At 35.1% G+C, this 19,083-nt stretch carries 21 protein-coding genes; 7 read left to right on the forward strand and 14 right to left on the reverse strand.

Features of this window, described 5'->3' with window-relative positions:
- Positions 1 to 42: 42 nt before the first annotated feature.
- The 3 genes from ACG59Z_RS00490 (at position 43) to leuE (ending at position 2,780) form a co-directional block, all read left to right on the forward strand.
- Positions 43 to 936, forward strand: coding sequence for a LysR family transcriptional regulator (locus ACG59Z_RS00490; RefSeq protein ID WP_261491927.1), 894 nt, complete (start codon positions 43 to 45; stop codon positions 934 to 936).
- A 130-nt stretch (positions 937 to 1,066) separates the two neighbouring features.
- Positions 1,067 to 2,056, forward strand: coding sequence for a transaldolase (tal, locus tag ACG59Z_RS00495; RefSeq protein ID WP_400197367.1), 990 nt, complete (start codon positions 1,067 to 1,069; stop codon positions 2,054 to 2,056).
- Positions 2,057 to 2,129: 73 nt separating this feature from the next.
- Complete coding sequence (gene leuE / locus ACG59Z_RS00500) at positions 2,130 to 2,780, forward strand: leucine efflux protein LeuE (protein ID WP_396463801.1); 651 nt, start codon at positions 2,130 to 2,132, stop codon at positions 2,778 to 2,780.
- A 35-nt stretch (positions 2,781 to 2,815) separates the two neighbouring features.
- On the opposite strand, the gene ACG59Z_RS00505 is transcribed toward leuE, so the two are convergent.
- Positions 2,816 to 3,289 carry an Lrp/AsnC family transcriptional regulator gene (locus tag ACG59Z_RS00505; protein WP_233929836.1) on the reverse strand — a complete coding sequence of 158 codons (474 nt, stop codon included), beginning with the start codon at positions 3,287 to 3,289 and terminating at the stop codon, positions 2,816 to 2,818.
- Between the two features lie 187 nt (positions 3,290 to 3,476).
- Here ACG59Z_RS00505 and ACG59Z_RS00510 point away from each other — a divergent pair, with 187 nt between their 5' ends.
- Positions 3,477 to 4,649: a benzoate/H(+) symporter BenE family transporter gene (locus ACG59Z_RS00510; protein WP_400197369.1), complete on the forward strand. Its 1,173-nt coding sequence runs from the start codon at positions 3,477 to 3,479 to the stop codon at positions 4,647 to 4,649.
- A gap of 73 nt (positions 4,650 to 4,722) precedes the next feature.
- Here ACG59Z_RS00510 and ACG59Z_RS00515 read toward each other — a convergent pair whose 3' ends face one another.
- The 5 genes from ACG59Z_RS00515 to ACG59Z_RS00535 all read right to left on the reverse strand — a co-directional run bounded on the left by ACG59Z_RS00515 (position 4,723) and on the right by ACG59Z_RS00535 (position 10,068).
- Entirely contained in the window at positions 4,723 to 5,442 is a 720-nt protein-coding gene (locus tag ACG59Z_RS00515; protein ID WP_311087428.1) for an MgtC/SapB family protein, read from the reverse strand.
- Between the two features lie 15 nt (positions 5,443 to 5,457).
- Positions 5,458 to 8,214 carry a magnesium-translocating P-type ATPase gene (gene mgtA, locus ACG59Z_RS00520; RefSeq protein ID WP_400197370.1) on the reverse strand — a complete coding sequence of 919 codons (2,757 nt, stop codon included), beginning with the start codon at positions 8,212 to 8,214 and terminating at the stop codon, positions 5,458 to 5,460.
- 561 nt (positions 8,215 to 8,775) lie between these two features.
- Complete coding sequence (locus ACG59Z_RS00525; protein ID WP_263613959.1) at positions 8,776 to 9,219, reverse strand: RDD family protein; 444 nt, start codon at positions 9,217 to 9,219, stop codon at positions 8,776 to 8,778.
- A gap of 269 nt (positions 9,220 to 9,488) precedes the next feature.
- The gene (locus ACG59Z_RS00530; protein WP_240061580.1) at positions 9,489 to 9,662 is read right to left on the reverse strand and encodes a hypothetical protein; all 174 of its coding nucleotides are present in this window, start codon (positions 9,660 to 9,662) and stop codon (positions 9,489 to 9,491) included.
- A gap of 178 nt (positions 9,663 to 9,840) precedes the next feature.
- Positions 9,841 to 10,068: a hypothetical protein gene (locus ACG59Z_RS00535; protein ID WP_263613961.1), complete on the reverse strand. Its 228-nt coding sequence runs from the start codon at positions 10,066 to 10,068 to the stop codon at positions 9,841 to 9,843.
- Between the two features lie 286 nt (positions 10,069 to 10,354).
- Between ACG59Z_RS00535 and ACG59Z_RS00540 the strand changes: the two genes are divergently transcribed.
- Positions 10,355 to 10,798, forward strand: a complete 444-nt coding sequence (locus tag ACG59Z_RS00540; protein ID WP_151740140.1) for a universal stress protein — start codon at positions 10,355 to 10,357, stop codon at positions 10,796 to 10,798.
- 263 nt (positions 10,799 to 11,061) lie between these two features.
- Positions 11,062 to 12,645 carry an ATP-binding cassette domain-containing protein gene (locus tag ACG59Z_RS00545; RefSeq protein ID WP_400197373.1) on the forward strand — a complete coding sequence of 528 codons (1,584 nt, stop codon included), beginning with the start codon at positions 11,062 to 11,064 and terminating at the stop codon, positions 12,643 to 12,645.
- Between the two features lie 62 nt (positions 12,646 to 12,707).
- Here ACG59Z_RS00545 and ACG59Z_RS00550 read toward each other — a convergent pair whose 3' ends face one another.
- Positions 12,708 to 13,139 carry a DNA breaking-rejoining protein gene (locus ACG59Z_RS00550; RefSeq protein WP_400197375.1) on the reverse strand — a complete coding sequence of 144 codons (432 nt, stop codon included), beginning with the start codon at positions 13,137 to 13,139 and terminating at the stop codon, positions 12,708 to 12,710.
- Positions 13,140 to 13,522: 383 nt separating this feature from the next.
- Between ACG59Z_RS00550 and ACG59Z_RS00555 the strand changes: the two genes are divergently transcribed.
- Positions 13,523 to 14,221: a hypothetical protein gene (locus ACG59Z_RS00555; RefSeq protein ID WP_400197377.1), complete on the forward strand. Its 699-nt coding sequence runs from the start codon at positions 13,523 to 13,525 to the stop codon at positions 14,219 to 14,221.
- A gap of 47 nt (positions 14,222 to 14,268) precedes the next feature.
- On the opposite strand, the gene ACG59Z_RS00560 is transcribed toward ACG59Z_RS00555, so the two are convergent.
- The 7 genes from ACG59Z_RS00560 to ACG59Z_RS00590 all read right to left on the reverse strand — a co-directional run bounded on the left by ACG59Z_RS00560 (position 14,269) and on the right by ACG59Z_RS00590 (position 18,880).
- Entirely contained in the window at positions 14,269 to 14,400 is a 132-nt protein-coding gene (locus tag ACG59Z_RS00560) for a hypothetical protein (RefSeq protein WP_263613965.1), read from the reverse strand.
- Between the two features lie 236 nt (positions 14,401 to 14,636).
- Complete coding sequence (locus ACG59Z_RS00565; RefSeq protein WP_263613966.1) at positions 14,637 to 15,020, reverse strand: hypothetical protein; 384 nt, start codon at positions 15,018 to 15,020, stop codon at positions 14,637 to 14,639.
- Positions 15,021 to 15,194: 174 nt separating this feature from the next.
- On the reverse strand, positions 15,195 to 15,476 hold the full coding sequence (locus ACG59Z_RS00570; RefSeq protein ID WP_396463504.1) for a hypothetical protein: 282 nt from the start codon (positions 15,474 to 15,476) through the stop codon (positions 15,195 to 15,197).
- 189 nt (positions 15,477 to 15,665) lie between these two features.
- Complete coding sequence (locus ACG59Z_RS00575) at positions 15,666 to 15,992, reverse strand: hypothetical protein (RefSeq protein WP_400197380.1); 327 nt, start codon at positions 15,990 to 15,992, stop codon at positions 15,666 to 15,668.
- 209 nt (positions 15,993 to 16,201) lie between these two features.
- Positions 16,202 to 16,672 carry a hypothetical protein gene (locus tag ACG59Z_RS00580; protein ID WP_396478841.1) on the reverse strand — a complete coding sequence of 157 codons (471 nt, stop codon included), beginning with the start codon at positions 16,670 to 16,672 and terminating at the stop codon, positions 16,202 to 16,204.
- Positions 16,673 to 17,084: 412 nt separating this feature from the next.
- A complete protein-coding gene (locus ACG59Z_RS00585; protein ID WP_209046687.1) occupies positions 17,085 to 17,336 on the reverse strand; it encodes a hypothetical protein in 252 nt (83 codons plus the stop codon).
- A 308-nt stretch (positions 17,337 to 17,644) separates the two neighbouring features.
- On the reverse strand, positions 17,645 to 18,880 hold the full coding sequence (locus ACG59Z_RS00590) for a mechanosensitive ion channel family protein (protein WP_400197383.1): 1,236 nt from the start codon (positions 18,878 to 18,880) through the stop codon (positions 17,645 to 17,647).
- Positions 18,881 to 19,083 lie beyond the last annotated feature (203 nt).

Raw genomic sequence — 19,083 nt, forward strand, 5'->3', positions numbered from 1 at the left:
ATTTTGATTAATCCAATTAGGTTCTTTCAGTTTTTTTGACAGATGAATATTAATCAAGAACAATTGCTCATGTTTCAGGCCGTGATTGAAACTGGCTCCTTTTCAGCAGCAGCAAGGAAACTCGGTAAAGTTCCCTCTGCTGTAAGTATGTCTATTGCCAATTTAGAAATCGATCTGAATCTGACTTTATTTGAACGCAAAGGCCGTGAACCCACCCCAACAGCTGAAGCACGAGTGCTATATGAAAAAACGGCGCAACTATTGATTGAAATGAATCAATGGAAACAACACGCTCATGCATTAAGTACTGGTCTAGAACCAAACCTCACTATTGTTGTCGTGTCTGAGCTGCTACATACCAATTGGACCGACTATGTTTGCCTGTTAGAAAGCCGCTTCCCTGACCTACAAATTAATATTGTGTCTGCTCCTCAAGAGGATGCACTTCACATGTTACTAGATGGCTCTGCCCAGCTAGCACTCATGTTTGAACGTGAGCATTTAGACAATAGAGAGCAGTTTGTAGAACTCAAACGTGAAGCCTTAATTCCTGTTATTTCAAAAACCCATCCACTTGCACACCAAGAGCATGTTTCTTATGAGCAGATTTTAGGTACGAGACAAATTGTGGTAGCAAGTCGAGATGAAACGTTAAAACCCGAATTATTATTTTCAAAACATTACTGGCGTACAGACAACCACCATTCTGCTTGCTTAATGATTTTACGTAATTTGGGATGGGGTGTACTGCCACAAGAAATGTTTAGAGAAAACCCAGAATTAAACAATAAGCTTAAAGCATTAGATGTATTTGATTTTACGCCACGTTTTGAATACTACGTAGACTTAGTGTGGAGCCGTGAAAGTGAGCTCGGTGCTGCTGCACGGTTTTTGATTGACTATATTCGTAATAAGCGAATGCAGCAGGTCCCTTAAAATCATTTCAACTTAGATGCACAACATAAACGTTTTTCTTTGAAACATAACAATTGATATATCGACAGTATGGATAGAGTTTGTGCTATAAAGAAAACATAAGATTTATTACTGAAGATGTTGAATATCAATGACTCATACAGCACTTGACCAATTAAAAACATTAACGACCGTTGTTGCTGACAGTAGCGACCTTGATGCCATTCGTAAATTTCGTCCCTTAGATGCTACAACGAATCCTTCATTAATTACGGCAGCAGCGGAACAGCCTGAAAGTAAAGAGCTCATTGAAGATGCCTATTATCAAGCCAAAGAAGAAGGCTATAAAAATGATGAGCTGATCGAAAGAACCATTGATATTTTAACCGTAAAATTTGGTGTAGAAATTTTAAAACTCATTGAAGGCCGAGTTTCAACAGAGGTTGACGCTGCCCTTTCATACGATACTGAAGCAACCATTCAAAAAGCACATGAATTATGTGAACTTTACAAAGGTTATGGTATTGATCAGTCACGTATTCTTATTAAAATTGCGTCGACTTGGGAAGGCATTCAAGCTGCTAAGGTACTTGAAGCTGAAGGGATTGCTTGTAACCTCACTCTGCTTTTCGGTTTACACCAAGCGCAAGCATGTGCAGATGCAAAAGTGACTTTAATCTCACCATTTGTCGGCCGTATCTTAGACTGGTACAAAAAGGCTGAAGGTGTAGATGCCTACCCAATCGAAAAAGACCCAGGTGTAGTTTCAGTTAAGAAAATCTACACTTACTACAAGCAGCAAAATATTCCAACTCAAGTGATGGGGGCGAGTTTCCGTAGCATTGATCAAGTGCTTGGCCTTGCAGGATGTGATTTACTAACGATTTCGCCGGGCCTACTTACTCAACTTGAGCAAGATACACGTACAGTTGATGCAGCTCTTGATGCAACTAAATCAAAACAAGCAGAAGCTATTGTTAGACCTGCTCAAAACGAACAAAGCTTTAAAGATGAACTTAATCATGACTTAATGGCATTCCAACTTTTACAAGGTGGAGTTGATGGCTTTATTAAAGCTCGTGACCAATTAAGTTTTTTATTACGTCAATCTTTTGGAATTGATGCAGAAATTAAACCTTAAAAAACTGCACTTTTCATACAAAATTGCCGATTTTTGTTATCATGACAAAAATCGGTTTTTTATTGGGTTTCTTGTGTTCGGCATAACAGATATAACAACATATATTATTGGTACATTCCTAATTGTGTTATTACCCGGACCCAATTCTCTTTATGTGATGTCAATTGCTTCACGCTACGGGATTAAAACTGGATATATGGGTGCACTTGGTATTTTTACTGGTGATCTTATTTTAATGCTCTGTACCGTATTGGGCGCAGCTTCTTTATTAAAAGCATTCCCTTGGGTTTTTATTATTCTTAAACTCATCGGTGCACTTTATCTATCCTATTTAGGATTTAAGCTTTTACAAGGCAGTATTCAACGCTGGAAATTACGTAATCAACCCCAAGTAGAAATGGCTGATTTACCTACTTTAGATAAAATTCACCCTTATAAAACCGCCTTAAGTATTAGTTTACTTAACCCTAAAGCGATTTTATTTTTCTTATCTTTCTTTGTTCAGTTTATTAATCCAGATTATGCCTATCCAGCTTTAAGTTTTTTAATCTTAGCCGTTATTTTACAAATTATTAGCTTTAGCTATTTAACAGCGCTTATTTTCTCTGGAATTAAACTCTCGGCATTTTTTAAACAAAATCATAAAATTGCGGCGAGTAGTATTTTTTTAGTCGGAATTTTATTTTTTGGATTTGGATTAAAATTAGCAACTTCAACGATGTAAGTTGCCGAGCCTATAAAGATGAACATACTGAACTTTTAAAATGCCAGCATACCATCTGTTTTAACTTCATTGAGTACAAAGAATGTTCTCACCTGCCTTACTCCTGGTAAGGCAATAATTTTTTCACTATGGAATCGGTTAAACGCAGCCAAATCTTTAACACGAATTTTTAGAAAATAATCGACTTCTCCGGCCACCAGATAACACTCTAAAACATTCTCCAAACCACCTGCCGCTTGTTCAAATGCCTGAAAGCTATCAGGAGTTGAACGATCTAGTACTACACCAACCAAAACAATGGTTTCACGTTGTACCATAGACGGATTAATCCGAGCACGAACATCCAAGATTGCCCCAATTTTAAAAAGGCGCTGGGTATGATTCCAGCAAGATGAGGTACTGATACCTACAAGTTTTGCCAGTTCAGCGTTACTTAAACGTCCGTTCTCTTGTAAACAGCGCATAATTTTCAGTTCAAGAGGGGTCAAATTTTCAGCCTGCTCATCCATAAAAATAATATCCAAAGTTAATTAATTTTTATGAAATAAATAATAGCATTTATAGCTTTTTAAAAAATATTATTTCGTTTTTAAACCAAAAATAGAAAGCACCTTCTTTAAAAAAATTGATAGATTTATCTAGCTGAAAATATAGGCAGAAACATATTAATTTTTCAGGGACTTAGAACATTTAGCCATGCAAAAGATTCTTCAAGATTTTTCTATTCCAGCCGTATTCGCGGGTTTCATTACCTTTCTAATTGGTATTAGTGTTTCGGCTATTTTAGTGATTCAGGCTGCCCAAGCTTTAGGTGCTTCACCTGAACAAATCACCTCATGGTTTTGGGCTTTAGGTTTGGGTCTTGGTTTATCAGGACTTATTCTTTCGTGGAAATTTAAATACCCTGTAGCAACAGCTTGGTCTACTGCTGGTCTCGCTTTAATTATTGCAACTGGCGGTGGATATAGCATAAATGAAGCAATTGGTGCTTTTTTAGTTGTTGGTGTACTGACTACGATTTTAGGTTTTTCAGGAATTTTTCAAAAAGCACTGTCATATATTCCTCAAAGCTTGACCAGTGCCATGCTTGCAGGCGTTTTACTTAAATTTGGTATTTCACTTTTCGCAAGTTTACAAAATGATTGGGCATTCGTTTTATCTTTGCTCGTCATTTATATCATTACAAAAAGATTATGGCCGCGTTATAGCATCGTGTTCACAGCACTTGCTGGTGTTGTGCTCTGCCCTGTGTTTTTAGACTTTCATATGCCTACACTTCACTGGTCTTTGGCTAAACCTGTTTGGATTAGTCCTGTCTTTAGCTGGTCGGCTCTACTGGGCTTAGCTCTACCATTGTTTGTGATTAGTATGGCTTCGCAGTATTTACCCGGTATTGCCATGATTAAAAGTTATGGATATAAACCACATGTGAATCAACTCATTGGCTGGACCGGTTTAACCCAAGTTTTGCTTGCGCCTTTTGGTTGTTACAGCGTCAATATTGCTGCGATTAGTGCGGCTGTATGCCTTGACGATCAAGTTCATCCTGACCCAAGTAAACGCTATATTGCTGGCATAAGCTCTGGTTTTTTCTATGCATTGATGGGACTATTTGCAGCAACACTGACAAGCTTGCTCATGTCTTTTCCTCATATTTTTATTGTAGCTTTAGCAGGTATTGCATTACTTGGTACCATTAGCCATAACATTGCGCTTGCGTTTGGCCCTGTTGAAGACCGTGAAGCAGCACTGTTTACCTTTTTATGTAGCGCTTCGGGTATTCAATTTTTCGGTATAGGTTCGGCATTTTGGGGGCTAATTGTCGGTATTATCGTATTTGTAGTTCTTAAATTTAAGGTTAAAAAATAACACCTAAAATAAAGACTTTGCGCTTAACCTTTTAGAGAATTTCATAAACAGTTAAATGCAAAGTCTGATTAAATTAATTAATTGCGTTTTTATCCCAAAAAGCCTGTCGTATTTGTGGCATTGCATTTAAGTGGTTAATAATATGCTGCGCTTCTTCTGTCTCAATTGAAGTCGCAATAAGCGTCACCTCTATCTCAACTTCTTTCTCCCCAAAAGGTGTCACATCAATATCTTTAGCAGGATAATTGTGATGCTTCAAGGTTAGATTTAATTCATCCATAACCACTTTGCTCTGACTTCGGTCACAGATAATGTAAATTACATGCAAGACCTCGGTGTCATCGTCTAATGGACGACGGTCAATGATATGAACAATCGGCCTTAATAACGTATTGGCAGATAAAATAAAAGCTGTTGCCAGTATGGCTTCAATAATTAAATCGGAACCTGCCGCCGCTCCCACAGCCGCTGAACACCATAAAGTTGCTGCAGTATTTAAGCCATGGATATTGCCTTCTTGACGCATAATCACACCTGCACCCAAGAAACCAATACCCGAAACCACATAGGCAATGACTCGAACAGCTCCATCTGCTCCAGTAAGATTCGTTGCAACATCTACGAAAATTGCAGCACCTACAGCGACCAGAACATTGGTTCGAAGGCCAGCTGTACGTTGCCTATATTGACGTTCAAATCCAATTAATGCTCCCAAAACAAAAGCAACCGAGAGACTAATGAGAGTATCTGCAATATTAGATAAATCTGTATGTTGTAGAAATTGCAACTTCATCTTGCACCTATGATTTTATTGCCAGCCGTAACGGCGAATGTAGATTTTTTTAACCCATTGAGTAATACACATATAAGCAATTAAAATTAAAGGCAAATATAAGAAATAACTTAATGGTAAAGCTTGCAGTTTTAAGTAACTTGCCAAAGGCCCCATTGGTAAGAAAATACCAATACACATAATCACCACTGTCATGACTAATAATGGCGTTGCAGCACGACTCTGAATAAATGGAATCTTAGCCGTACGAATCATATGCACAATCAATGTTTGAGTGAGTAGCCCCACAACGAACCAGCCAGACTGGAATAAAGTCTGATGTTCAGGAGTATTTGCCGAAAACACAAACCACATCAAACAAAACGTGATAATGTCAAAAATTGAGCTAATCGGTCCAAATACCACCATAAAACGGCCAACTTCTTCAGGTTGCCAACGCTGTGGTTTTGCAATTAGCTCTTCATCAACGTTGTCAAAAGGAATGACAATTTGTGATACGTCATAAAGTAAGTTTTGAATGAGTAAGTGAATAGGCAACATTGGTAAAAATGGAATAAAAGCACTCGCAATTAATACCGAAAAAACATTACCGAAATTTGAACTTGCCGTCATTTTGATATACTTCAACATATTGGCAAAAGTTCTACGGCCTTCAATTACACCTTTTTCAAGCACCATCAAGCTTTTTTCAAGCAAGATCAAATCTGCTGATTCTTTAGCAATATCTACTGCCGTATCTACTGAAATACCAATATCGGCAGCACGTATAGCCGCAGCATCATTAATACCGTCTCCTAAGAAACCAACCACGTGACCATTTGCTTTTAGCTGTTCAACAATACGTTCTTTATGTACTGGACTTAGCTTCGCAAAAATATTGTACTGCTCTACTGCTCTTTTGAGCTGCTCATCAGTTAAGGTTTCAATTACACCGCCTAATAGAACTTGATCATAATTCAGACCAATTTCTCGGCACACTTTTTGAGTTACAAACTCATTATCACCTGTAAGTACTTTTACGGTTACACCATGAGCATGCAAACTTTGCACTGCTTCTCGAGCAGACTCTTTAGGTGGATCCAGAAACGCAACATAACCAATTAAAATTAGATCACTTTCATCAACAACCGAATAATTTTCCTGTTTATTATCAAACTCACGATATGCTACAGCAACGACACGTAAGCCATCACGGTTATAACGTTGAGTTAATGCTTCAATTGCAACTTCACGTTGTTCTGTTAAAGGTTCTACTTTGCCATTTACTTCAACATAACGGCAAACTTTTAACATTTCCTCAACCGCGCCTTTAGTAATCATGCGCACTTTTTCTTGAGGTGTTTGGACCACGACTGACATACGGCGGCGATCAAAATCAAAAGGAACTTCATCTAACTTTTTATAACGTAACTTTTGAGTTTTGATCTGATCATCAACAGCTTCTAATACAGCTACATCAAGCAAATTTTTCAAACCAGTTTGATAGTAACTATTTAAAAATGCCTGCATGAGTACAAAATCTGATTTTTCCCCATGAACATCAATATGTTGAGATAAAAAGATTTTGTCTTGAGTTAACGTTCCAGTTTTATCGGTACATAAAACATCCATTGCACCAAAGTTTTGGATCGCATCTAGACGTTTAACAATCACTTTCTTTTTAGATAAGAAAACCGCACCCTTTGCTAAAGTTGAAGTCACAATCATCGGTAGCATTTCTGGAGTAAGACCAACAGCAACCGATAGTGCGAATAAAAATGCCTCTGTCCAATCACCTTTGGTAAAGCCATTAATGAACAGTACAACAGGTGCCATCACCAACATAAAACGAATGAGTAACCAACTGACTTTGTTGACACCCATCTGAAATGCCGTCGTGCTGCGATCAGTAGCCGTAACTCGGTGAGCGAGTGCACCAAAATATGTTTGAATACCAGTACTTAACACAACTGCCTGAGCTGAACCAGAAACAATATTGGTTCCCATAAATACAATATTATCTAGCTCTAAAGCGCTCGTTTCTTCAACATTTTTCTGCAAAGGAAATTTCTCGACAGGCATTGATTCACCAGTCATTGCAGCTTGAGAAACAAACAAATCTTTGGCATTTAAAATTCTGCAATCAGCAGGAATCATGTCGCCTGCAGACAATAAAATCACATCACCTGGCACCAAATATTGAATTGGCATTTCAAATTGGTGATTGGTTTGGTTTTTAATATCAATACCATAACGTTCATGCATAAGCGCTAAATCTTCTGCACTAATTTGATGACGCAATACTGTAGCGGTATTACTCACCATTGCTTTTAAAGCATCCGCAGCTTGATTTGATTTTGCTTCTTGCCAATAACGAAGTAGTGTTGAAAGGATAACCATCACACTAATAATGATTGAACCCGTTAAATCATCGGTAAAAAAAGCTATTAGTGCCAAAAGGCTAAGCAAAATATTGAACGGATTGCGGTAGCAATACCAAAGATGTTGCCACCAAGTTAATGGTTTCTCATGAGTAATCTCATTAAGCCCCACTGCCATTTGCTGGGTATGTGCTTGCTCTTCTGTAAGCCCTGTGAAGTGAGTATCGAATTGTTTTAATAAGTCACCTGTTTGGGCTCTTGACGCATCGAGCAAACGCATAGATAAGTTTTTGCTAATTTCTTGAGCATAGCTTGATTGATGTAGCTCTTTAAAAGATCGATTACGACCAAAAAAACGCATCAAATGAAATCTTTGTAAAAATGCTGTGAAGAGTCGTTGCCAGAATTTCATCACGAAATCCTCCATTTTTTAGGCGTACAAAGCTCTCGACCTTATTGAGAAATAAAGTCTATAAAAATTTAAAATTTAGAAAGGGATAGGAGATCGTAGACTTACGATGAAGAAGAGAAAATTAGTCCAAAGCCAAACCAACGCTGACGGAAAGTCACAGGTTTGAACATAGCTCGGATACTTTGAATCGTATGAGACGAATTATTTACCAACATTGAAGTTTGGTAGGCATAGCTGTGTGTGGAAGCATATAAAAACATTGGCTTCTCCCCATTTCTAGCGAGAAACTAAACAGATAAGTGCTGGAAGTACTTGATTACAAATAAAGTAATTTGTATAGGTTTAATCTAATTTTTTACAAAGCTATCTCATTGCAAGATAGCCCTTCCTAAAGGTGATCTTGCTCAGTATTGGCTTTGGTTTAATCGATAATTAAACTCGAACCTCGAACAACTACCCATTTAGGATCTCCATTAAATAAACTCGCGGCAAGTATAGGTTTTACTCTGCAACACACAAGATTTTTTTTGTAATTTTTTATTAACAAAATATTGACTAAAATTACAGCTCTTTGACCACCACTGTTTTTGCCATTTTGTCATGCCAGCCTTGTTTTTTAGGATCAAATGCTACCCAAATAAGACCAATACAAAATACCAAAATAGATGGTATATATCCGATATAGCGGATTAGAGATTGCATTACAGTTAACTTGTTCCCTGTTTTTTCATCGAGAACTTTTAAACGCATAAGACGTTTTCCAGGTGTACCTGCAAAGTAGAGCCAACATAAAACTGTATATAAAAATGGAAAAGCATAATTTACGATCAAATCAAACCAATAGTTTTGAGGTTTACTACTCATGCCTGTAGCAAATATCAAATCATAATCTCCACGATAAAAGATCCATGCGGCTGGAATAATGGCTAAAAAAAGAATAAGCGTATCAATAATCATTGCACCAAATCGTAACCAGAATCCTGCATATTCGTATTTATAGCTCATGCGTACACCTCACTTTTGTTATTGTTTGCCTTATACCAAAGAGACAACTTCATGTTACTTTCATCGTAAAGGAAATCTTTTTATTTTTAAATACTTGAAGTAATTTTTAATTTTCTATTTTATAGAGAATTGTAATAAAGATTATGAATAGCTATAAATACTTTTATAAATTAAAATAATATAGATCATACTTAGATATTTTATATACACCTCACTCTAGATGAGGTGGTTTAATTATTTTTATTCAGTGAGTGATATATAACAGCTAATTATTTCCAAAACAGAACATCTATTTTAAATTCTTTTTTCAATAATAATGCAGCACAGATTAGTCCCAAGCCAATAATAATCAAAAACAGACTGAGTGTTAATATGCCACCCACTATAGATAAAAAACCTAAAATAGTGATGAGATAAAATAAAACTATAATTAACTTAAACATTTAGTTTATTCAACCATTTACGATAAAATCAACTCATTCTAGCGTTTTTAGCAATAAATACTGTTCTCAAATGTTGAATACACACCTTATTTGTATTAACTCAAAAAACAATATGTTAATAATTCTTGCTAAATGTTAATAACACAATGTAAAGTGTGACAAAAATCACATTTATGCTTTATTTCACTTCAAAATAGTGTTTTTCAGTAACAAGTTTTATTTTAAGATTTTTATAGAGACGATCTTTTGAGTTTTCCAGTGAAGGTACAACCTTTTCAGCGAACTTATCATCCGCCATAAGTCGTGCATAAGTTTTATATCCAATCACTAGCTTTTCTGGTTCTTTGCCTGTTTGGCGGAATTCTTCAATAAGTTTACTTACTTTCTTTGCTGTTAAATCAGCCATATTACCTCTCCCCCTCAATATACTATTTGGTTATACGAGTTCTGTATGACAAAAATATGAAAAGTAATTTATTGTAAAGTTCATCTTAAAAATAAATTTTTCCATCCACCACTTTTACCGTAATACTTCAATTTTAAAAATACATAAAAATCAAATACATACTTAATTTTTATATAATTTAACTGCAACTTAATTGAATTGAGTTGTACCTTTAAACAAATATGTTAATCTTTAAGTAAGAAAAGCTTCATACATATAACAACTTGTAAATAAGAGGAATAACATTATGAATTATCAACATATTATTGTACCTGTGGATGGTTCAGAGATTTCTTTGGCAGCAGCGCGACAAGCTGCTCATATTGCTAAAGCTTTTGGTAGCAAACTTACAGCAATTAGTCTTGTTGCAGTGGATCCGTTTAGTGGTGTTGATTTTTATTACATCTCTCCTGTTGTAAAAGATTATTTTGTTGAAGCACGTGCTAATGCTGAAAAAACACTAGCGAAGGTAAAAGCCTTATGTGCTGAAGAAGGCGTTGATATTGAAACACAAATTATTCAAGGCGAAATCTCATCTGATGGCATTTTAAAAGCTGTTGAAGACTTAAAATCAGACTTAATTGTTATTGGTTCTCATGGTCGTAAAGGTTTCCAAAAACTTATTTTAGGTAGTTTTGCACAAGACGTTCTAAACAGTACCAAAATCCAAGTTTTAGTCGTAAAAGAATAATTTCTTGATGTTAAGGAAAAGCCTAATCAGTTGATTAGGCTTTTCTACATATAAACTGCGCAAGTTTTACACTGACTAAAAATCGTTATAAAATGTCGTTGTTATATTTTCTATTTTTGTGAGTCACACCAATGAAGTAAGTCTTTTTTCTCATCAATTTTCTTTTTTTTGATGTGCAAAATAGACTATTTTTTAGTGACTTAACGTCTTTATTTAAAGTTTAACTTTCCTATTTTGTACATCCTGTATTTATGAGGTTTTTTATGACTCAGCAGGCATGTGTAATATCACAACTCACTTTAGAATTCCCTTCAAAAGTGATGTTTAAAGAATTGAATTTCTCACTTGAGTATCATCAAGTATCCGCTTTAATTGGTCGTAATGGTCAAGGCAAGTCCTTACTTATGCAATTGCTCCAAGAGGTTTCACCCACTGAGGAAATGCACGTCAGTGGGCAAATTACTTGGCAGACAAAGCATGCATATTTATCTCAATTAATGCGTCTTTCTTCATCCACCATTGCAGAAGCTTTAGACATTGACCATCTCTATAAAGCTTTGCAAAGAGTAGAACAAGGCGAAGTTGAATTCGATGATTATGATTTATTAGAAGGCAATTGGGACCTCCCTTCTGTTTGGGAAGCATTATTGCGATCGGCCCACTTACCAACCAACTTAAACTTTCCTGTGAAACAGTTAAGTGAAGGACAAAAAACCAAGTTAGCGTTAGCAGCGTTATTTTTAAAAACCGACCACTATTTATTGCTTGATGAACCAAGTAACCATCTCGATCAAGATGCTAGACAGTGGTTGATTCATCATCTCAAGAAGCATCCGGCAGGTGCTCTTATCATTAGCCATGATCTCACTTTACTAAATGAAGTCGACCATATTTATCATTTAAATGAACATGGCTTACAGCACACCACAGGAAACTATGAAAATTTTTATGAGCAATACCAAACGCAGATTCAAGCTTTAGAGCAGTCGGTACACCAACATCAACGTGAAGTTAAGCACATGAAGCAGAAGCAACATGATGTTTTAATGAAAGCACAGAAACGTGAGCGTGCTGGTAACAAACTTCGTGATTCAAATTCACAAGCTAAAATTTTGCTCGACTTTAAAAAAGAACAGGCTGGACAAAGCTTAGGAGCAATTCAGTCTCAACATCAGCGTCAAATTGATCAAAGCCAGCAAGACTTAAAAAATAAAAAAGTACTTTTGGAAACTGTTAAGCCTCAGCAGTTTGTATTCCCCTCTTTTCAAAAACGCTCAGGAGAAATTCTTAGAGTTCATGGCTTAAAACTGAACTATGGAACCCAGCAGCCCATTAATTTTGCCCTCAAAGCGTCTCAAAAAATTCATTTGATGGGTTGTAATGGTATTGGGAAATCAACTTTGCTGAAACAGATTGTTCAATCTGCTGTAGTGCCCACAGATGAAATTAGCCTATTTGTAAATTGCTTTTATCTCGATCAGAACTTTAGCTTTTTGTTAGACCATTTGTCTGCTGTTGAGAACCTAAGAAACATTAACCCTAATATTTCTGAGTTAGAGTGGAGAAATCTACTAGGTCAGCTTAGGCTTCGTGGTGAAAAAGGGACTTATCCTTTAGCTCAACTGAGTGGGGGTGAGAGGTTAAAAGTCGCATTGTTAGGTTTGAGTCATGCAGAGACTATGCCTGAACTTTTATTACTCGATGAACCAGAAAATCATCTGGATATTGAATCAAGAGAACTATTTGCAAATGCTATTTCTAGCTATGAAGGTGCTGTATTATTAGTCTCTCATGATTTAGCTTTTGTTGAAAAGTGCGGAATTCATGAGTCAATTTATTTAACTTAAAATATTTTCAATCTTATATAAAAGCTCTAACTATTAGAGCTTTTATATAAATCTTTTAATTATCATTTTATATTTTTATTATTTAATATTTGAAGATCTAAACTAAAAGATACGGTTCTATTTTTTCGTGCACTATTTCTCATTTGATAAACTTGAATAATATAGTCACCATCGACTGGTAGTACTAGTTCTCCTGAAGAACCCATAGTCGAACCTACCAATAATGCTTTATCTTTGCCTGGCTTTTTACCGGGAGCAAAAACATTAACATAAGCTAAGTTACTATAACTATTAATGTTAAATTTTAAAACCTGACCACTTTTTGCAAAAACTCGATACCTTACATCATCATAACCCTGAAATTTCCCTGTTAAAGTTGCTTGATCAGAACCTTTTAAAAAGCTTACTTTGTTTTCAACATTTTTAGCCGTCACAGTTAAGGGTAAGGTTGCAATTAATGCTGTTAATAATAAAATTTTAATGATTCTTTTCATTTTTAATCCTCGAAATTCTTTTAAATAATAATAAGAAAGATAGGTTTTATTAAGTTTTACTTTATGTATAAGTTTGATGAGTAACGTTTGAGTTTGTATATCTTTTAATAGTTGTTCAAAAAATATATGTCATGAAACTTTAACTTGCCAGCTCAGAAAAACCACCTTAGAATCCGCGCAACTAATTTTTAGGGGCTTCATTGTGAGTACTTGCTCGATTGATAAGAATAAATCATCGACTCATATCTAAGTATCCACTAAAGCCCATTGGCTCTCTTGTGGATTTAAGAGAGTCCCTCCTTCTTGTTTTATTTCTTATTTATCTGTCTTGTTGAAAGACGAGTAAATACTTGCATATGCTCCTTGTTGTATTGGAGTCATCAATGCTATTTCTTAATTTTAAAAAATCTGTCGTTTTTTTTAGCACTTGCTTGGCATTTATTTCTAGCTATGCTGGACGACCTATGGTGGTTGATGATGCTTCTTTAGTTCCTGCCCATTCTTGTCAACTTGATTCATGGATGCAGAATAATCCCACCAATAAAGAGTATTGGGTTATTCCTTCTTGCAATATAGGTGGCAATTTTGAGTTTGGTGTAGGTATGGGGCGCCATTTTTCCGATGAAGCAGGTAATGCGACTTATACAACTGTTCAAGGGAAAACGCTTATAAAACCACTTGAGACGAATAACTGGGGAATTGGCGTTTCATTTGCGACCCAAATTAATAACAACCACACTTCTGAAAAAGATTGGACTGTGAATGTTCCCTTGAGTATTTCTATGCTAGATGACCATTTCTTGGTTCATACCAATGTGGGTTGGCTTAGAGAACATACTAGTCACCGCGAGCAAACCACATGGGGTGTGGGAACAGAAACATTCATTACGAAACCTTTAACATTGACTGCTGAAATTTATGGAAATGATCGAAATGATTCATTTTATCAAACCGGTATTAAATATATGTTGTACAAAGAAAATGTTCAGTTCAATGCAAGCTATGGTAATCGTTTAAATCAGACCAAAGATGACTCGTTTTTCTCAGTCGGTTTAGTTCTTGTGACTAACCCATTTTTCTAAGTGAAAATGTGATTTAAAAAGCCCATCAATAGATGGGCTTTTCAATTTTATGAGTCTTTATCTAATGAGTGTGGTGTCGTGGTTTTGTCTTGCTGCTTGGTATCATTTTCGCCTTGGCAGGCTGCAACAGAGATTGAAACGATTGCTGCTAAACCTAGGGTAGCTATAATTTTAGTCATATCTTACCTCATACAGTTTCCATTGATTAGCTTATAAATACTGGCTATCAATATTACGATCAGCATAGGTTTATAGACTTTTTTGTACTTCTCGCTTAGAAATGTAAATTAGAAAAAATCACCTGTAACCAATTTTTTGATGGCAAAGATGTGAGAAATTTTAGGTGTGGTAAGAATTAACGTCTTAGCTCATTTCGTTCATTACTTTAATTATCGCTCTGTGGTTAAGCTTTTTATTAATTGTAAGAAACACAAAAATCTAGGCGATCATGTTGTTGCTTAAAGCAGGTCCATGAGTCTTTTTCAGGAGCTTCAATAATCTTTTTAGTTTTGAAATCACGATAATAAATAGTCGCATCTTTTAAATTCGATAAATTACTTCCCACAGACACACATGAATCTTCATGAGAACAAATATTTGATTCTTTTATAAATACTTTGCTATTTGGAAAAGTTAATCTTTCAAAGTTAGAACTTAAGTTATTTGTAGAAGAAAGTAAGCAAGACACCGTACTATTTTTACCATTCACTACAAAACAGCTTTTACTGACTTCGAAGGGCTCTTGAGCGAACGTACCCGTAGCATAAGGCAATAAAAATAATGTAATAAGGCGCTTCATGTTCTTTCTCTCTATTCAACATTTAGTCCAAAACTGCCTATAAATATTCAGACTACATTTAATTTAGCTGTCTATAATACCTGTATTAAGTTTAGTTAAATATTTACTATTTGATAAATTTTACAAAATATTCAAAAAATTAACTTATAAAATGGTTATGTACTCACTTTAAAGTTATTCGTCTAAAATCTTCCAATCCGTACCAATTTGCGCCAACGCTGGCAACTCATCACTATTAAAAACATTCTGGTTATCATCAACAGCAAATCGATAAAGTGGTATTGAATCTGCTTGTGTTTTCTTAAAAAAACTAAAATCTTCGGTAATATGTATTAGGTCCGCTGACCGATTATCTCCGCCTATTTTGTTTACTCCAGTACCTGATGGTATATGTATATAACTTTCACAAGTTACTTCGATGCTATTTCCATTCAAATCTTGATATGAACATTTCATGACTAAGTCCTGCCATAAGTTTTAGAGATGTGTAGAAAAACTTAACATGCTATACAGATAAGTTATGGAAGTTTTTATGATGTAATTGTTTTAAGTATGTATATCGTGTTGAAAACTGAAAGATTTACTATTATGTAAGACTGATAAGAAATTACCCTTTAAAAAAAGCACCGGTACCGGTGCTTATTGTTATTTACATTTCCCATGAGGGCTGTTTATTTCTTCTTTTAAAGAATCAATATCCATTTTAATTAATTCTTTATCATTCGTTGCTTCTAGACCAGATTTCTTCATGAAGACTTTATATTCCTTAAATCTCGTAATAATAAATTCATCATATTGCAGTTCAGATTGCATATAAGTACATTCTATTGAATCTAGCTTTTTCCTTTGCGAACTAGTTAGATTTTTATTCGCATTCTTTTTAATAAAAGTATCTCTTTGTGCTTGAGCTGTATGGAATTTTTCTAAAAGACTATGATATTCCTCTTCAAAACTTGTGTTTGATGCAGCCATAGTATTGGCACAAATAAGTAAGCCCAAGATAAAAATTCTTAATTTCATAATATGTAATATTCGCTTATCATAATTAAAAACTGCATATTATAAGACTGTCGCGATCAAATAAAGTAAATAAACTATATAAAGAAAACCGCCCCAGAAGGCGGTTGCTGAAATTTTCCAGCGATTATAAAAGTGCGGTGGACACACACTTTTATAGGGTTTTAAACCAGATTTATTTTTTTATTATTTTTCTTATACTCCTCAGAATTAAAATAGTTCACTATCATCTTGGCATTTTCTTCCGACACGGCTTTTTTATTTTCCAGTACTGTCTGAGCTTCTTTTTTTACGTTAAAGTCGGCTGGCACAATACTTGAAAGTGGTGGTAGTTTTGGCTGTCCACCAATCGTGATTCTTTCAATAAAGCTCGCTAGCCACATAATATATTCGCCCTTATTTTTATATTTAGGCATTAAGCTCATGTCGAGTTTAATCGTACATTCATTTAAAGGTTTACTTAGACATTCTTCAAAATCTATAAAATTATATTTGAGTTTACAGGGGGTTCCCTTTATCTCTTTTCGAATAATGCTGACTAAATTATTCAATTGTTCAATTAGGTTGTCAGAGAACAATTTATCTTCTTCGAATTTTTTATAGACCTTCTCGGCAATTGTTAGAAATTTTGGCATGGGTCCTTCCCTCCTATTCTGACTTTGGTGGTTAATCAGATTTTTAGGGAAGTATGATGGATATATTATTGCAGTATGTAAGTCTTGAAATGCCAAATGTAATCAATAAGAGTTTTCTGAAACCGAGTTCCATAATACGCCACAACAATTGAATAAAATGCAAAATTCATCGCATTTTTAGTGCGGAAAGATTTTATAGTTGGTAATAATTTTCTGAAAAAAATTAAGCTCATCAATAATATTATTTGACTTAGATTTTTTTTGATATCTTAGCTAAAAATAGAATATAGAAATATTTGAATTATTTTTATTTACTGCCTTGCTGAATAACCAAGTTATCTAGTCAGGGGACTAGAAAGTTAACCGTGTCTTCAGCAAGGTCTTTTATGGTTATATTTTAGTTTGATGCTGCTTACGCACCGCTTAAAGCTGCTTCAAACATTTCAATAATTGCTTTGGCTCCTTCAGCCTTTTGCCTTGCGTCTTGATCATCAAAAATAACCGTTTCATCATTGAGTTCACTTACATATCGCCGGGCTTCGTCTAGAGCTCTCCTTAGTTTTTGTACTTTGTGTTTGTTTACGTCTTTGGCAATGGTTGGCGCATATCCTCCACGTTTTGCGTTTTTAAGTTGTCTAGCTCTGTTCTCTATTGCTGTAGCCATTCAAACACTCCAACTCACCTAACAAATTTTAGTAAAGCAACTTTATTGTTTGTTATTCTTAAACATTTAGTATTTTCTTTGTTCAAAGTGTCAAATTTGTTACTTAAGCCTTACTCCTGAAAAGTTTTAGATCGAGTTTGCTCAAAAATAATCTTTTCTAAGTTATGAAACGCTCATAACTTTATATAGTAAATTTATACCGCTATTTAATAATAATTTTCCAAAAATAATTATAAATTAATGTATAAAAATATTAAAAGAATGCTATCTATTTGAAATTTAAATAAAGATAGCATTCTACTATGTGATTACTCTACAGTTAGTTTTTGAAAATCATGGCCTGAAGGTGCCTGATACACTCTTAAACCAAACTCAGGCAAAATCGCGATGAGATGATCAAAAATATCGGACTGAATTGCTTCATATGAAACCCATGCCGTGGTATTGGTAAAGGCATAGATTTCTAATGGAAGACCTTCACTCGTCGGTTGTAACTGACGAACAATAAGGGTTTGATTTTGAGCAATGCCTTTATGCTGACGTAAGTAGAACTCAACATACGCTCTAAATGTTCCAATATTAGTTAAACGTCTTTTGTTATAGCGTGATTGACTACCTAAATGCTTGTTAAATTCGTCAATCTCAGATTGCTTGGCATTGAGGTATTGATCTAATAATAGAAAGTCTTTTAGCTTTTGCTGCTCTTCTTCAGTCATGAAGTGAACACTAGTTTGATCGATATAAAGCGAACGCTTCATACGGCGGCATCCAGCATTACTCATACCGCGCCAGTTTTTAAATGTGTCTGTTACGAGTTTATTGGTTGGGATAGTGGTATAGGTTTTATCAAAGTTCTGAACTGTCACGGTATGCAATGAAATATCAATCACATCACCATCGGCATTCAGCGACGGCATTTCAATCCAGTCCCCTATACGCACCATGTCATAAGAAGCAATTTGTACACTCGCGACCAATGACAAAATCGTATTTTGGAAAACCAACATTAATACGGCGGCCATTGCACCGAAGCCAGCAAGCAAGGTGAATACATCCTTTTTAAGGAATGTACCTAAAATCATCAAACCACAAACAACAAAAATGATGAGTTTAACGAGTTGTAAATAACCTTTAATCGGCTTGTTTCTAGATTTTGGATTACGCTGATAGATTAAATTAAATATATTTAATAATTCACTAATGGTGAGTGCAATAGTCAGGAAAATAAATGCCTGTGCACCCATCTGTACCAAAGCAATGGCTTTCTCAGATAAGTGCGGAACAGTCGTAATCCCATTCATAATGACAATGGCAGGTACAATATTAGCAAATCGCTTAATGACACTATGCTGAGCAAATACAGACTGGTTGAGTGACTTGATTTTAGTCACTAAATGACGGATTCCCCGAACAATAATTCGCTTAGCAATAAAGTTTGCCAACGCAGCAAATAAAATCAAAATTGTGAGTGAAACTACCATTTCTAGCCAAGGATAGTTGCTTAACTCAGCTTGAAGATCACGATAATAATTTAAAAAATCCAACCCTTTACACCTTAAAACTTTATTTTCAATAATTTTAAAGTGTTCGAGTGTTATAGATTAAGGCTTGTTTACATATGTCGTCATAAATACAACACGTCTATAATACTTAATCGCTAAATTAGATTAATTTATGGAAATATGATTCGTGCAGACAATAAGTGAATCTTCTTTTTTTAAATAAAATTGTTCCATTCAACAAGGCT

This window comes from Acinetobacter sp. ABJ_C1_1, assembly GCF_044684115.1.
Classification (GTDB): domain Bacteria; phylum Pseudomonadota; class Gammaproteobacteria; order Pseudomonadales; family Moraxellaceae; genus Acinetobacter; species Acinetobacter nosocomialis_A.